The organism is Mycobacterium sp., from assembly GCF_036488105.1.
GTDB lineage: Bacteria > Actinomycetota > Actinomycetes > Mycobacteriales > Mycobacteriaceae > Mycobacterium.
This window is the reverse complement of record NZ_DASXHW010000181.1, coordinates 1-12,591: the sequence shown is the minus strand read 5'-3', so window position 1 is coordinate 12,591 and position 12,591 is coordinate 1. Positions and strand designations below refer to the sequence as shown.

General features: G+C 68.2%; 18 protein-coding genes and 1 pseudogene. 10 read left to right on the top strand and 9 right to left on the bottom strand.

Annotated elements, in window-relative coordinates; translation table 11 throughout:
• Positions 1-3 precede the first annotated feature (3 nt).
• From VGH54_RS09480 to VGH54_RS09445, 8 genes are read left to right on the top strand one after another with little or no spacing between them, the layout of a single operon-like run.
• Entirely contained in the window at positions 4-1,035 is a 1,032-nt protein-coding gene (locus VGH54_RS09480; protein WP_331511694.1) for a hypothetical protein, read from the top strand.
• Positions 1,032-2,177, top strand: a complete 1,146-nt coding sequence (locus VGH54_RS09475; protein ID WP_331511693.1) for a hypothetical protein — start codon at positions 1,032-1,034, stop codon at positions 2,175-2,177. Before VGH54_RS09480 ends, VGH54_RS09475 begins: the two co-directional genes overlap by 4 nt.
• Positions 2,177-2,707 (top strand): hypothetical protein, encoded by a 531-nt coding sequence (locus VGH54_RS09470; protein ID WP_331511692.1) that lies wholly within the window; start codon positions 2,177-2,179, stop codon positions 2,705-2,707. The genes VGH54_RS09475 and VGH54_RS09470 overlap by 1 nt, the downstream gene beginning before the upstream one ends.
• Position 2,708: 1 nt before the next feature.
• A complete protein-coding gene (locus VGH54_RS09465; RefSeq protein WP_331511691.1) occupies positions 2,709-3,035 on the top strand; it encodes a hypothetical protein in 327 nt (108 codons plus the stop codon).
• A 3-nt stretch (positions 3,036-3,038) separates the two neighbouring features.
• Positions 3,039-3,821 (top strand): hypothetical protein, encoded by a 783-nt coding sequence (locus VGH54_RS09460; protein ID WP_331511690.1) that lies wholly within the window; start codon positions 3,039-3,041, stop codon positions 3,819-3,821.
• A gap of 9 nt (positions 3,822-3,830) precedes the next feature.
• Complete coding sequence (locus VGH54_RS09455; RefSeq protein WP_331511689.1) at positions 3,831-4,781, top strand: glycoside hydrolase family 25 protein; 951 nt, start codon at positions 3,831-3,833, stop codon at positions 4,779-4,781.
• Positions 4,782-4,807: 26 nt separating this feature from the next.
• Positions 4,808-5,104, top strand: coding sequence for a hypothetical protein (locus VGH54_RS09450; RefSeq protein WP_331511688.1), 297 nt, complete (start codon positions 4,808-4,810; stop codon positions 5,102-5,104).
• A gap of 2 nt (positions 5,105-5,106) precedes the next feature.
• Positions 5,107-5,253, top strand: coding sequence for a hypothetical protein (locus VGH54_RS09445; protein WP_331511687.1), 147 nt, complete (start codon positions 5,107-5,109; stop codon positions 5,251-5,253).
• A 96-nt stretch (positions 5,254-5,349) separates the two neighbouring features.
• On the opposite strand, the gene VGH54_RS09440 is transcribed toward VGH54_RS09445, so the two are convergent.
• The 9 genes from VGH54_RS09440 to VGH54_RS09400 all read right to left on the bottom strand — a co-directional run bounded on the left by VGH54_RS09440 (position 5,350) and on the right by VGH54_RS09400 (position 11,277).
• Positions 5,350-5,721 carry a hypothetical protein gene (locus VGH54_RS09440; protein ID WP_331511686.1) on the bottom strand — a complete coding sequence of 124 codons (372 nt, stop codon included), beginning with the start codon at positions 5,719-5,721 and terminating at the stop codon, positions 5,350-5,352.
• Positions 5,718-5,930, bottom strand: coding sequence for a hypothetical protein (locus tag VGH54_RS09435; RefSeq protein ID WP_331511685.1), 213 nt, complete (start codon positions 5,928-5,930; stop codon positions 5,718-5,720). Before VGH54_RS09435 ends, VGH54_RS09440 begins: the two co-directional genes overlap by 4 nt.
• Before the next feature lie 54 nt (positions 5,931-5,984).
• Positions 5,985-8,009, bottom strand: coding sequence for a hypothetical protein (locus tag VGH54_RS09430; protein WP_331511684.1), 2,025 nt, complete (start codon positions 8,007-8,009; stop codon positions 5,985-5,987).
• A gap of 169 nt (positions 8,010-8,178) precedes the next feature.
• Positions 8,179-9,207, bottom strand: coding sequence for a hypothetical protein (locus VGH54_RS09425; RefSeq protein WP_331511683.1), 1,029 nt, complete (start codon positions 9,205-9,207; stop codon positions 8,179-8,181).
• Positions 9,207-9,911 carry a hypothetical protein gene (locus VGH54_RS09420; protein ID WP_331511682.1) on the bottom strand — a complete coding sequence of 235 codons (705 nt, stop codon included), beginning with the start codon at positions 9,909-9,911 and terminating at the stop codon, positions 9,207-9,209. Before VGH54_RS09420 ends, VGH54_RS09425 begins: the two co-directional genes overlap by 1 nt.
• A 4-nt stretch (positions 9,912-9,915) precedes the next feature.
• Positions 9,916-10,359: a hypothetical protein gene (locus VGH54_RS09415; RefSeq protein WP_331511681.1), complete on the bottom strand. Its 444-nt coding sequence runs from the start codon at positions 10,357-10,359 to the stop codon at positions 9,916-9,918.
• 11 nt (positions 10,360-10,370) lie between these two features.
• Complete coding sequence (locus VGH54_RS09410; protein ID WP_331511680.1) at positions 10,371-10,748, bottom strand: hypothetical protein; 378 nt, start codon at positions 10,746-10,748, stop codon at positions 10,371-10,373.
• The gene (locus VGH54_RS09405) at positions 10,745-11,032 is read right to left on the bottom strand and encodes a hypothetical protein (protein WP_331511679.1); all 288 of its coding nucleotides are present in this window, start codon (positions 11,030-11,032) and stop codon (positions 10,745-10,747) included. The genes VGH54_RS09410 and VGH54_RS09405 overlap by 4 nt, the downstream gene beginning before the upstream one ends.
• The gene (locus tag VGH54_RS09400; protein WP_331511678.1) at positions 11,032-11,277 is read right to left on the bottom strand and encodes a hypothetical protein; all 246 of its coding nucleotides are present in this window, start codon (positions 11,275-11,277) and stop codon (positions 11,032-11,034) included. Before VGH54_RS09400 ends, VGH54_RS09405 begins: the two co-directional genes overlap by 1 nt.
• Before the next feature lie 130 nt (positions 11,278-11,407).
• Between VGH54_RS09400 and VGH54_RS09395 the strand changes: the two genes are divergently transcribed.
• Together VGH54_RS09395 and VGH54_RS09390 are read left to right on the top strand one after the other, a co-directional pair.
• A complete protein-coding gene (locus VGH54_RS09395) occupies positions 11,408-12,214 on the top strand; it encodes a GntR family transcriptional regulator (protein WP_331511677.1) in 807 nt (268 codons plus the stop codon).
• 60 nt (positions 12,215-12,274) lie between these two features.
• Positions 12,275-12,591 (top strand): annotated as a pseudogene (locus VGH54_RS09390) (hypothetical protein); the annotation flags it as partial.

Here is a 12,591-nt window from a genome sequence, read left to right as displayed (position 1 = left end):
CTGATGCGTGACCTCATCGGCATCACTTACGACGCCGGGTCTAGCGGCCCCGAGCTGACCGCGACCGAGTGGCGGCTGACCGACACCAGCCTGTTCCTGCGCGACACCACCGACGTCGTCATGGGCGGAGTCCGCGGCGGCGCCGTAACGAACACCGGCAGCTCCGTGACCATCGCCCCGCTGACCGTCGTCGTGCAGACGCTGGCGTCGCTGGGCGTCTACCGGGCAGCGTTCCCCGGCGGCTCGAGCGAACTGTCGAAGACCCTCGCGGCCGCGCACGCCACCCTCAGCCGGATCGACGCACTCGACGTCAAGATCTACGACCACGAAGCCGACGGCTCCGGACTCCGAGGCGCCGACATCGTCCTCACCACCGGCACCCCCGGCTCCGGCTCGGCCCCGGCGTTCACCGGTGTCGGGATCCGGCTCGGCACCTTCAACGTGCCCGCGGCAGGCGGCGCCTCACCCGCGTTCACAGCGAACGCGAACCTGGTCGGCTACGCAGCGGCCGGCGGCATCCTCGACATCGCCGCCCGGCCGTCCAACCCGCGCCCCGGCGCCGTGATCTACAACCGGTCCACCGGGGTCCTCGAAGTGTTCCACTCGTCCGCGTGGCGCAACATCATGTCGTCGGTCTGGACGAACTGGGTCCCGTCATGGACGGGCACCACCCAGGACCCGCAGCGCGGCAACGGCGTCGAGGCAGGCGCCTACCGCATCAGCGGCGGCATGGTCGACGCGTTCTGGAAGTACACGTACGGCACCGCGTTCGTCGTCGGCGCCGGACTCTGGGCCTGGACCATGCCCGTCGCCGCAGCCTCAGACTGGGCGATCGGATCGGTCGGCCGGACCGCCTTCAACGACGTGTCCGCCGGGGCATGCCTGACCCGCAACGCCGTCACCCTCGGCCAGCCCGCCTCGTTCGCGGCCGTCTCCGAAGCAGGGGTGCGGCTCGGTCCCGCCGGGCCGGTCCCGGACACCGGCGACACGCTCGCGATCACCCTGCGGTTCCGGCCCGCCAACGAGACACCGTGACAACGGAACCGCCGCTGCCGACCGCGGTCTACCGGTACTGGGTTTGCGACCTGCGCACCGGCAACAAGATCGCCCAGTTGCCGCTGCGCCCGTCCGGGGAACTGCCGGAACGGATCGGGGACGTGTCGACCGCACAGTTCGCCTGCGACCAGTACGACGCACTCAAGATGTGCGGCGACTTCATCGGCGTCACCACCCCGGGCCGCACCATGGTCATCGTCGAACGCGAGTACAAAGGCGACTCCACCAGCGACATCCTGTGGGCCGGCATCATCGTCCTCCGTCAGGCCGGCTCGGCCACAGACGCCCAACTGAACTGCTCCACCATCGCGTCGTACCTGAACCGGCGCCACGTCGGCACCCACACCTACAGCGCCGGGCCCGGGGAGACCGACGGGAAGATCATCACCGACCTGCTCGGCGACGCCGCCGCCGAAGGGCTCGACTTCATCCTCGACGTCGACTGCCCCACGTTGCGCGCGGTCCGGTTCCTCGCCACCGAAAACAAGACCGTGCTGCAGGCGCTGCAAGACCTGGCGGCCATGGACGGCGGCCCCGAGTGGACCATCAAGGCCCAGTGGACCGACGCCTCCCGCACCTCGGTGGACCTCGTATTCGTGGCCCGCACCCAACTCGGCTGGTCCGGCACCCCGAACGCCCGGTTCGACTTCCCCGGCTGCATCAACTCATACGAGGTCGACGACGACTTCAGCGAAGGCCACGGCGCCAACTACGTCATCGCCCTCAACTCCGCCGGCGGCGCCGCACCCGCAGCCCGCGACAACACCGCGATCACCCAACAGGGCTGGCCACGGTGGGAACAACTCGTCACCCCGTCCGGCGACCTCAACATCGCCGGACTGACCGGCGCCGCCCAAGCCGCCCTGAAATGGCGGGCCCGCGGACAGATCACCAACTCGGTCAAGGTGTCCCTCACCTACGGGCCGCAGTACCGGCGCGACCTCGAGCTCGGCGACAACGCCACCTGGTTCGTGTCCGCCCCAAAACCAGGCGAAGACCCGCCATCACCCAGGCACCCGGACGGCCACCAGGAAACGATCCGCGTCATCGGCATCTCCCTGGACATCCCGAACGACACCTACACGCCGGTGCTGTGGAACCCGTACCTGGAGGCAGCCTGATGGGGGTACCCCTCGACAACCGCACCATCGCTCAACGGTTGAAGGCGCTCGAGTCGGACATGGCTCGGCTCCGCGCCCTGCTCGCGACGTCGGGCGGTGACCCGAGCACGCAGCTCCATGACCCGCTCGGGAACCTGATCTTCGGCGCCGACATCGACGCCGGATCGGGGATCCTGAAACCGCGGCTCTCGGCCACACCGACCAGCCCCGGCGCCGCCACCACGGTCACGTCTGCGTCCTGGGTCGAGGCGTTCACGCTGGCCGGCCGCCGACAGAACGCGACCTGGGAAGTCCGGTTCCAGGCCACCTGCGACGCCGGCACCACCGGCTCGGTCAGGGCCGTGATCTCAGGCACCTCGACGGAACTCCATGCCCCCACCGCGATCGCCGACGGCGACTCGTACGCGGCGGCGTGGTCGCTCGCATTGCCGGGCGGCTGGGACGACTACGTACTGATCGAGATCCAGGGGGAACGTACTGGCGGGTCCGGAAATCTCCGGGTCCGCCCCTACAGCGTCGCTGGGGGCTGACGTGGCTGACGAACCAACCATCGGCGAGGTCGCCCGCCTCATCGGCGAGTTCCGAAAGGACTTCGCCCAGTTCCGGCGCGAGGTCCTCACCGTCGAGGTGTGGAAGGCCGAGCGGGAATTGATGGAACTCAGGATCCGCGAGAACGAGAAGGACATCACGGATCTCGCCTCGGACCTCAAGGCCGAGCGTGACAAGCGCGCGCAGGAGAAGCACGAGGCGGACAACCGTGCTGCGACCAACCGACGCCAGGCACTGTTCGCGGTGCTGACGGCGCTCGTGTTCCCGATCCTCGTGGCGATCGTCCTTGCCGCGTTCCTGAAGGGCTGATTGATGTCTGAGTCACCGTCACAACGGCGCCGACATGACCTGACCGCGGTGATCCTCGCGTTGCTGTGCTCCGCTGTACTCGCCGCGGTCGTAGCTGGTGGGGCGTTCTTCTGGAACCAGCTCGAGCAGTCCAAGCGCGACAGTGCCGCGCTGGCTGCGCAGGTGAAGGCACTCGGTGGTACGCCGACCGTTGCGCCTCCAACGATCAAGGGGATCGGCGCCGACGACGTGCGCACGATCGTCACCGAGGAACTGTCCAAGCAGCACGTCACGATCACGGCGGCCGAGGTCAACCAGGTCGCACGGGTCGCCGCGAACCTGGTGCCGAAACCGAAGGACGGCGTCTCACCGTCCGCGACACAGGTACATGCCGCCGCGGTATCTGCTGTGGCCGCGTACTGCGCGAACGGGAAGTGTGTCGGGCCTGCCGGCACGACCGGTAAGCCGGGCACGAAGGGCGACGACGGCAAGGACGCTCCACCGGTCACAGATGCCGACCTGCTCACCGCCGCGAAGACGGCCCTGGCGGCGTACTGCGCGCAGGACTCCAAGCCGTGCCTCGGCACAGCCGGCCAGGACGGCAAGGACGGAACGAACGGGGCCGACGGCAAGGACGGCACCAACGGAACCGATGGGACCAACGGCACGAACGGTGCGGACGGCCGCGGGATCCAGTCGATGGCCTGTGACCAGTCCGGCGTCTGGGTCGTGACCTACACCGACAACACCACCCAAACCACGAACGCCGCCTGCACGCCGGCGGTTCTGCCGCAAGCCAGGAAATGAGGTCAGGACATGTTGAGAGGTATCGACGTCAGCCACTACCAGGGGACGGTGGACTGGGGTGCGCTGAAGAAGCAGTACGGGCTCACCTGGGGTGCCGCGAAGGTCACCGAGGCTGAAGGCGGCAAGGACAGCGAGTTTCTGGCGAACTGGCGGAACCTGAAGGCCGCCGGTCTCGTGCGGGTCGGGTACCACTTCGCGCACCCGGACAACGACCCGACCGACGACGCGAACGCGTTCCTGGCCTACGTCAACGCTGCCGGCGGCTTCGGGCCGGAGGACATCGCCTGCATGGACATGGAGGCGAACCAGCTGAACCTGCCGATGCTGACGGTGCGCGATTGGTTGGCCAAGTGGGCGGACATCGTCACCAAGGCCACCGGCCGGAAACCGTTCCTGTACTGCGGCAGCGGCTACATCCGCAACAACTCGACCCTGAACCTGCGGTCGCACTACGCCGCCTGGTGGTACCCGGAGTACCCGTCCGCCTACGACGGCAAGACCGCGTGGCCGGACGCCATCACCGGCTACCCGACGCAGAACAACTGGGGATCCGGGCCGGATATCTGGCAGTTCAGCCAGTCGTTCGGCGGCGGCAACCGCGACGCGAACATCGCGAACATGACCCTCGCCGACCTCAAGACGCGGGGCAGCAACAGCACACCCGGCACATCGACAGGAGAACTCACCATGGCCGACGTACAGAGCATCCTCGCCTACCAGAAGGCGTGCACGATCCAGATCCAGGACAACACCCGGCAGCACTCGAACCGCGTCATCACCGAGGTCGGCAAGATCGTCCAGAAGTACGCCGTCGCCGTGAACGCCTTCACCCGGCAGACCGACTCCACCACCGACACGGAGCGGCAGGCGGAGCTGGACAAGCTCCAGGCCAACCTGACCGCCGATGTCGCCGCTGCGCTGGACAACCAGCCCGCGACGATGGCGGACCCGGGCCAGTGACCACCACCAACCGCTGAAAGGTGACTATGTCTACCCAGTCGAAGTATCCGTGGCGGGCCACCGCCCGTACCGCGTTCGCTGTCATCGTCGGTGCCGCGGCCATGTCGCCGCTCGTCTACCAGGCCGCCACCCACCATGACCCTTCTGTCGCTACCGGTTGGGCCGCGACCGGGCTCGGTATCGCCGCCGGTGTCACCCGGGTGCTGGCGTTGCCGCAGGTGAACGACTTCCTGCACCGGTACGCGCCGTGGCTCGCAGCCGACTCCAAGCCGGCCGATCCGGCTCCGGCCGCGCCTACCCCGGCTGATCCCGGCGCGGCCTGACCATGCGCGGCCTGTTCCTGGCGCTGATGATCGCAGCTCTCGCGGCGTTCATCGGCGGCACGTTCGACTCTGACCTCAAGCTGCCCGCCCTCGGCCTCGCGCTGTGGGTCATCGGGTACGCCATCCAGATCCAGGCCGCCCGCACGTAGAAGCTCCTGGGAGCTCGCCGCCGCAGGCCGGTACCCCAGCGAACAAGAGCGCCCCCCACCTCTCCGGAGGTGGGGGGCTCTTTGTTGCGTCTGGGGTCAGGAGTTGACGAGCTGGTGGACCCGCTGGTGTGAGACGCCGAGCAGTTCGGCCACGTCACGCAGCGGCAGATCTTCGGCCAGGCTGCGCGCCGCGATCCGAGCTTCCTCGGCCGACCGGCGGTTCGCCTCGAGAGCTTCATGGCGGTAGGCGCGGGATGCCTTCAGGTGGTCTTGAGCGTACTTCGGCAGGTCGATCGACACCTCGAGATCGAACGAGCCAGGTTCGACGTCCTCCATTGTTGCGACGAGATCGCGGGCCATGCGTTCGATCTCGCGGACGTGGCGAGCCTGGGTGACTCGGTCCACCTCCGGAACGTGGATGAGCCAGAACTTGCCGTCGCGTTCGACGTTCGCGTGGTAGGTGCTCATCGCCACCAGTCCTTTCCTAGTACGGGCTCGCACTCTTTGAAGATGCCTTCGGCTGTCCTGTCACCGATCTCGTTGTGGCGGGGGATCGGGATCATGCAGCCACCGACGTCGTAGACGCTGTGGTTTGCGCCTTCGCGCTTCAGGTCGAAGGCAACGCCGTCGACCTTGGCCTGCTTGCTGATCCGCTTGATCACTTCCCGCCGCTTCATGAGAGTAGTCTACCCCGCCCTAGACAATCAAGTCAATCTCGCCCTAGACAAATCTCACCGCTCCGGGACCGACGCGCTGCCCGCGATCGCGTACACGCCACGCGTCGGCTGCTCCAGGTGCTCCTCGTCCACCAGCTTCCGCAGCAGAGCCGCAGTCTGCGACGACTTCAACCCGATCGCCTCCTCGATCTCCTTCGTCCGCGTCACACCCTGCGCGACCAGCGCGATGATCCGCTGCGCCGGAGGCTTGTCCTGCGGGCGGGGAGCGGACGGGAACGCCGCCACCTGGAACGCGCCACCCTGCGCCGGCTCGTCCTGCACGTCGTCGTCGGCCTCGTCCAGCGTGGGCTGGACGCCCTCACCAGACTCCAGCTGCTCGACCCACCGACGATTCTTCTCCTGCTCCTCGGCCGCGGCCTCGCTGCGCAGTTGGTACACGTCGCCCGCGGCGTTCGCCGACAGCGCGTCCAACCTCGGCATCCGGTACTGCTGGAACCATCGCTCCGGCTCCGCCACATACTCCGACCGGAACGGCGCCGTCCGCGTGCCGTCCTTCGGGTCGCCGATCGTGTAGCCGAACCCGGCGATCTTCGGCAGCATCTCCGGGTTCACCGTGAGACCGGGCAGCAGGTTCTTCGTCTGGTTCGACCCTGTCTTCATCACAATCAGATTCGCCGTCAGACACGCCCGCAGGATGTCCTTCCCGAGCGACTCCAGCGACGCACCCTGCGTCAGGCCGACGAACCCGATCCCGACCTTCTGCGTCTTCCGCGCCAAGTCCTCCAGCCGCTTCGCGTACTTCTCGATCGTCACATGGCACTCGTCGAGGAACACGACGATCCCGGGACGCTCCGGCGTCGGGTCGAACCGCGACCACTTCTTCAGCGCGTTCTGAGCCTCCCGCGCCTTCGCGATCGCCTCCAACGCACCGAGCATCCGACCGACCCCCTCGGACGACACATACCAGTCGGCGTACTCCTGGAGCGCCGGGCTCGACGCACCGCCCTGCGGATCCACGAACCACACGACCGCCGAACCCGACGCCATGTAGCCGGCCGCCAGCAGCTCCATCAGCCGCGACTTCCCGATCCCGGTACCGGCGATCACGCACCCCGACAGCCACGAGCCAGTCATCGGCTGCTCGCCCGGCTCCCACATCCGCCACCGCGCCCACCCGTCACCGTCGCCGTACGGGCCGACCTCGATCACATGCCGCTGGTCTCCGACGAGCCGCGCACCGGAGTACTCCATCGTCTTCTCAATCGGCGACTTCCGGACAACGGTCAGCTTCGCGTGGGTCGGGCTGCGGTCCTCATGCGGCTCGAGGACGAGATTCTCCACCGGAGTATGTAGCCCGCTCGAGATGAGCTCGAGATGCGCGATCGTCCCGGTGATCGTCTGCTTCCCAGGACGAAGGTTCACCACGTACGACTCGCAGTTCGTCTTGGAATCGTCCCGTCCCGAGAGGACGCTCCCTTGAAGGACGGCGCCGGGCGCGCCGAGGTGTTCGTCCCACAGCATCTCGATCGACGCCTGCTTCGTCTCGGGGACGGGCTGCGGGGACGGCGCGGTCGGGTACGGGATCCGGTTGGCCTTCCACCAGGACGAGGACGAGAGGACGACGAGGACGGCCCACACGAGGACGACAGACCAGGACGGTCCTGTGATCGCGGCCATCAGCAGCCAGCCGGCAGACATGATCGCGGCGCGGTGCAGCGAGCGTCGCCACTGCTGATGCCGGTGGCCCATCATCCACGCCGCCCAGCCGAGACACAGCCCGGTCAACGCCGCAACCGCGACCGGCAGCATCGGACTGATCGCGAGCCAGCTGAGCAGCCAGGTGACCGCGCCGACCGCGAACACGCCGAGCCCGGCGAGCCACGGCGCGTACTGCCGCTTCAACAGCACCCGCATGCTGGTCGCTCGCCGCTCCTCCTGCTCCCGGGCGAGGTCCGCCTTGATCTGCTTCGCCTCGGCCCGGCTCAGTGGCCGCCGCCTCGCTGCCTCACTCGCGGCATACACCTTGGCTGCCACATCCTCGGCCAGCCGCTGCCCTTCCCTCGTCGCCCTCCTACTCATCGAGTGCTCCTCTCCCTACCTAAGTCCGGTCCGGTGGAGTCCGGTCCGGGCGGAACTCGATCTGACGCCTTCAAGGCGCCTTCGCGCGCGCCCGCGCGTACGCGAGACTTTCGGTACATGTCAAGCGCCCCGGACCGGACCAACCGGACCCGAGGCGCTCGACGTGCGCTCACTGCCCGGCGAGGATGAAGTCCCGGTCGCCGGCACCCTGGTTCGCGTTGTACGCCTCCTGGACCTGCTTGTGCTTCACGAACTCGGCAGCCGCCGCGTCCATCTGGGTCGCGGCTGCGTTCGCCTGGTCCATCGCCTGCGTCAGCGAGTCGACAGCGATGCCCGTCACGCCGCCCGCCTGGAGGCTGCCCTGGGTGTTGTCGATGGCCTGGGCCTGAGCGCGGTACGCGCGGGCGGAGTCCTCGCAGAAGCGGATCGCGCCGTCGAGTCCGACGACCTCGATGTTGGTTGCGGTCATGGTGGTGGGTCCTTCCTGGGTGTCGGGCGAGCCCTGTTCGCCGCCCTCCGGGGTGGTGATGGTCTGGTTGTCGTAGTGCTGGTTGCGTTGCTCTTGCCGGTCGCGGCAGGACAGGCAGATCTCGCCGTCGACGAGGACGGTCCCGCCGCATTCCGGGCACAGCTTCGTCCCGGTCGGGTCGGTCGGGTCGTCCCCGAATCGCAGGTCCGTCCTGCCGCCCTCGGTCGGGACGACGTGGGGGGCAGGTCCCGTGTCGTCCTGAGGACGGTCCTGGCTCTCGTCCTGAGCACCGTCCTGCGTCCCGTCCTCAGACGGAGCGTTCGGGACGACTACGCCCGGGACCGTCTCCTGACCAGGACGAGGACGAGTCGACTTCGCGCGGCGCTTCTCGTCCCGCCTCACCCACGCCCCGTCCCAGGACCGGCGCGCCCCGCGACGCCCGTCCTGCAACAGGCCGGCGAAGTACTGGGTCGCTGCACCCCGTGGACGATCCACCTTCGGCGACCCCCCAGCGAGGCGACGGTCGCGCCGCTCGCTGTGCTTCCGCAGCAGGTCTTCGAAAGTGTCGTCGCGCAACGTACTCCAGTACCGCCCTGCGGCACCTGACGAACGCCGCGCCCTCGCCGCCTCATACCGGTGCGGGGTCCCGCCGCGCGCGGTGTGCAGGATGTCCTCCACACCGCGCTTCACGATGACCGACCAGATCGCGACGATGATCACGATCTCCATCACGCCACCTCCCTCTCCTTCTTCAGGGCGTCGAGCAGGTCAGTCGCCTTGCCCGTCCCGATCTTCAGCTCAGCCTTCAGCGCGTCCCGCGTGATCGGGCTGCCGTTGTTCTTCTCCTGGTAGGTCCGGTCCGCATGCCGCGCACGCTGCATCAGGACGTCATCCACGACCGGACCGGACTCCGGACCGGACTTCACCGGACTCGGCTTCGGGACGGCCGTCTTCTTCGGGGGCGAGGACGGCTTGGCCGGAACCGCCGGCGGCTCGGTCTTGGCTTGAGGACGGGCCGGCTCGGTCTTCCGGACCTGCTTCGCCGGGACCGGGGTCGAGGTCGCCAGGACGATCAGGTGGATCAGGGCGGCCAGCGACGAGGGCGGGACGGCGCCGACCAGGACGATCAACAGGACAGACGGGGTCAGCTTCCCGAACGACACCAGGTGCCCGATGCCGTTGCCGACCACCGACGCAGCGATCACGAACAGCGTCGTCCACCGGGCGAACCGGCGGGCGTCCTGCGGGAACGACTTTGTCAGCCACACGTAGCAGGCGAGAGCGCCGAGCACGTCGATGCTGGTCGGCAGCAGGAAGTACCCGCCCGGCCACTGCGTCGCCTTGGCCAGCGCTGCGAGCGTCGCGAACGACGCCCAGCCCGCAGCCACCGCGACGACGAGGGCACCCCCGAACAGAATGACGCGCTTCAGCATGAGGTCAGAACCCTCCGACGATCGCGGTGGCGGCCGACATGAGCGCGCTCGCGGCCTGCGTCACGACGTTCTGTTGCAGACCCATGAGCGCGGAGACGATGCCGCCCGTGGCGACCATGACCGAGCCGTAGGACAGTGCGATCCACTTCGTCCACTTGGTCGGCGGGTTACTGCGCGGCTTGAGCCGGGGGACCAGCAGGGTGGACAGGAACGCGAACAGCACGAGCGTGCCGAGGCCGCCTGCCCCGAGCACGGCGTCGCCAGCGGTCGCGGTGCCCTTCACCGCGCTGCCCATGATCCGGCCGAGCGCTACGCCGATCAGACCGGACAGGCCGAGTCCGGCGATCAGCATCAGGTAGACGACGGCTTGCTTGGCGATCCCGACGACCATCAGGCCGATAGCAATGACGAGGGAGATCGCTGCGATACCTCCCAACGTGAGACCCATGTGACTTCCTTTCAGAGAGCGAGCATGGTCAACGCCGCGACGGTCGCGACGACGAAGAATCGAGCGGGGCGTTCAGCGAGCCAGCAGAAGATGTAGGCGAGCGCGTGGATCGGCAGAGCAATGACCGTGGCGTAGACCGCGCCGGCGATCCGGACCGGACCCTTCGCTCGGGTCCAGCGTCCGTACACCCCGTACAGCCAGATCTCGCGCAGCGACGGTCGCCGGTCGGACCAGATGTCAGGCGGCTGGATCGCGTCCTTTACCGCGTCGAGGGTGATGATCGGCTCCCGCGGCACGTCGGCCACGGCAGGCGACGGCACCGGGGGAGTGGTACCAAGCGCCCGGACGGGGAGTTGGGTGACTGAGGCAACGTGCTCCGGGGCGCTCATCGGATCCTCCGGATGGTCTTGGCGAGCTGGTCCGTCCGATCGATCATCAGCCGCGCGAGTTGCTCCAGAGCGTCTTGCGCCTGGCTGTGCTCGACGCCTGGATTGTTCGTGATGCTGCGCATGTAGTCGGCGGCGATGTCGAACTTTTCGCGGGCGGAGTGGGCGCGAGCGAACTTGATGACGAAGGCGGCGCGGCTCTTCTTCGCTTTCTGTTGCAGGCGGGACAGCCGCACCTGGTGCGGGTCGAGTCCACGGTCGAGAGGGGTCACGGTGTCGGCGGCCATCAGTTCCCACCGGAGATGGTGAAGGGTTTCCGCCAGGACTGGTCGACCACCTCGACGGTGGCGGTGTAGTCGCTGAGCCAGCCACGGCCGGAGCGTCGGTCGAGGTCGCGGGCCATGGTTTCCATGTGGCCGCGGAGTGCCCGGTGGTCGTCGGGGTCTGCGGTGACGGTCATCGGCTTGTACTTCCACTCGCGGTCGGTGACGACGTTCTTCAGCGTGAGCTTGAGCTTCTGCTCGTTCGCCATTCGTGACCCCGTTCTCTCCCGCGCCCGCACGTACTGCGCGCGCGTAGTCAACAACGGTACGTCACTCGTCTAGACAAGGCAACATGTCAACATCCCGCAGTGTGTCGCGACACTCGGCTACGATCTGTGCATGCCGATCGACCTCACCGCGCTGATCGACCCCCACGCGCAGCTACCCAAGTACCAGCAGCTCGCAGCGCGGATCCGAGAAGCGATCGACGACGGCCGCCTCACCCCAGGCGAAGAGATCCCCTCCGAGAAGCAGATGAAAGACGCAACCGGCATGTCCCGCGAGCAGATCCGCCGCGGCATCGACCAACTCATCAACGACGGACTCGTCGTCCGCCGGCAAGGCACCGCGACCCGCGTCGCCGAAGCGCCGATGCAACGCCGCATGGCCGCCGCCCGGTACGTCGAAGAACTCGAGGTCCTGCGTCGCGGAGGCGACCACCCGCTCCGGTCAGCGTTCACCGCCGACCACGGGATCGGCTGGCAGGACTACACGGTCGACGTCGAGGTCGCGAAGGAACCAGCAACAGCGGAGGATGCGCGTCGGCTGCGTGTACCAGAGGGCACCGACATTCTGCGGCGCCGTTTCACGAAGTACGTGAAGGGCCGCCCGGTGCAGCTGCAACGGTCGGCGATCCCGTGGGACATCGCAGGCGGCACCCCGGTGGCGGAGGTTGGCCGGCAGCCATGGCCGGGCGGCACGATCGCCGAGCTCCACTCGCTCGGCCTGGTGGCGACGTGGGTGGACGAGGAGGTCCGTACCCGGGCGCCGCGGGACGAGGAGCGGCGCGCGCTGCGCATGGAGACCGCGGCCCCGGTGTTCGATGTGGTGCGCGTGTTCCTGGTGGGGGACCGGCCGGTCGAGGCATCGCGGGTCATCGTGCCGGGCCCGGAGTACGTGCTGCATTACGGCGTCGACCTGACCTGAGGTAGCCAAGGCCGGACACGGGGTGTCACAATCGGCCGTCTACTGGGGAGTGGGGGAGCGATGAAGAACGCTATTGGGGTGGCCGCGGCCGGGGTGCTCGCGGCGGTGGTACTGGCGGGGTGCGGCGGGGGCGGCACACCGAAGGCGGCACCGGCGACCGTCACAGCGACCGTGACCGTGACCCCGAAGGCGAAGCCGACACCGGTCGAAGCGACATGCCGGAACGCGATCCGCGTCGACTACGAGAACGGCTGGACGAACAAGAGCGACCCGTACCCGCCGTCGACCCGGAAGCCGGTGTGCGCCGGGTTCGACCGGCCGACGTTGCAGCGGTTGATGGACGAGGCGATCGCCGACATCACGAACGGGACGACCGG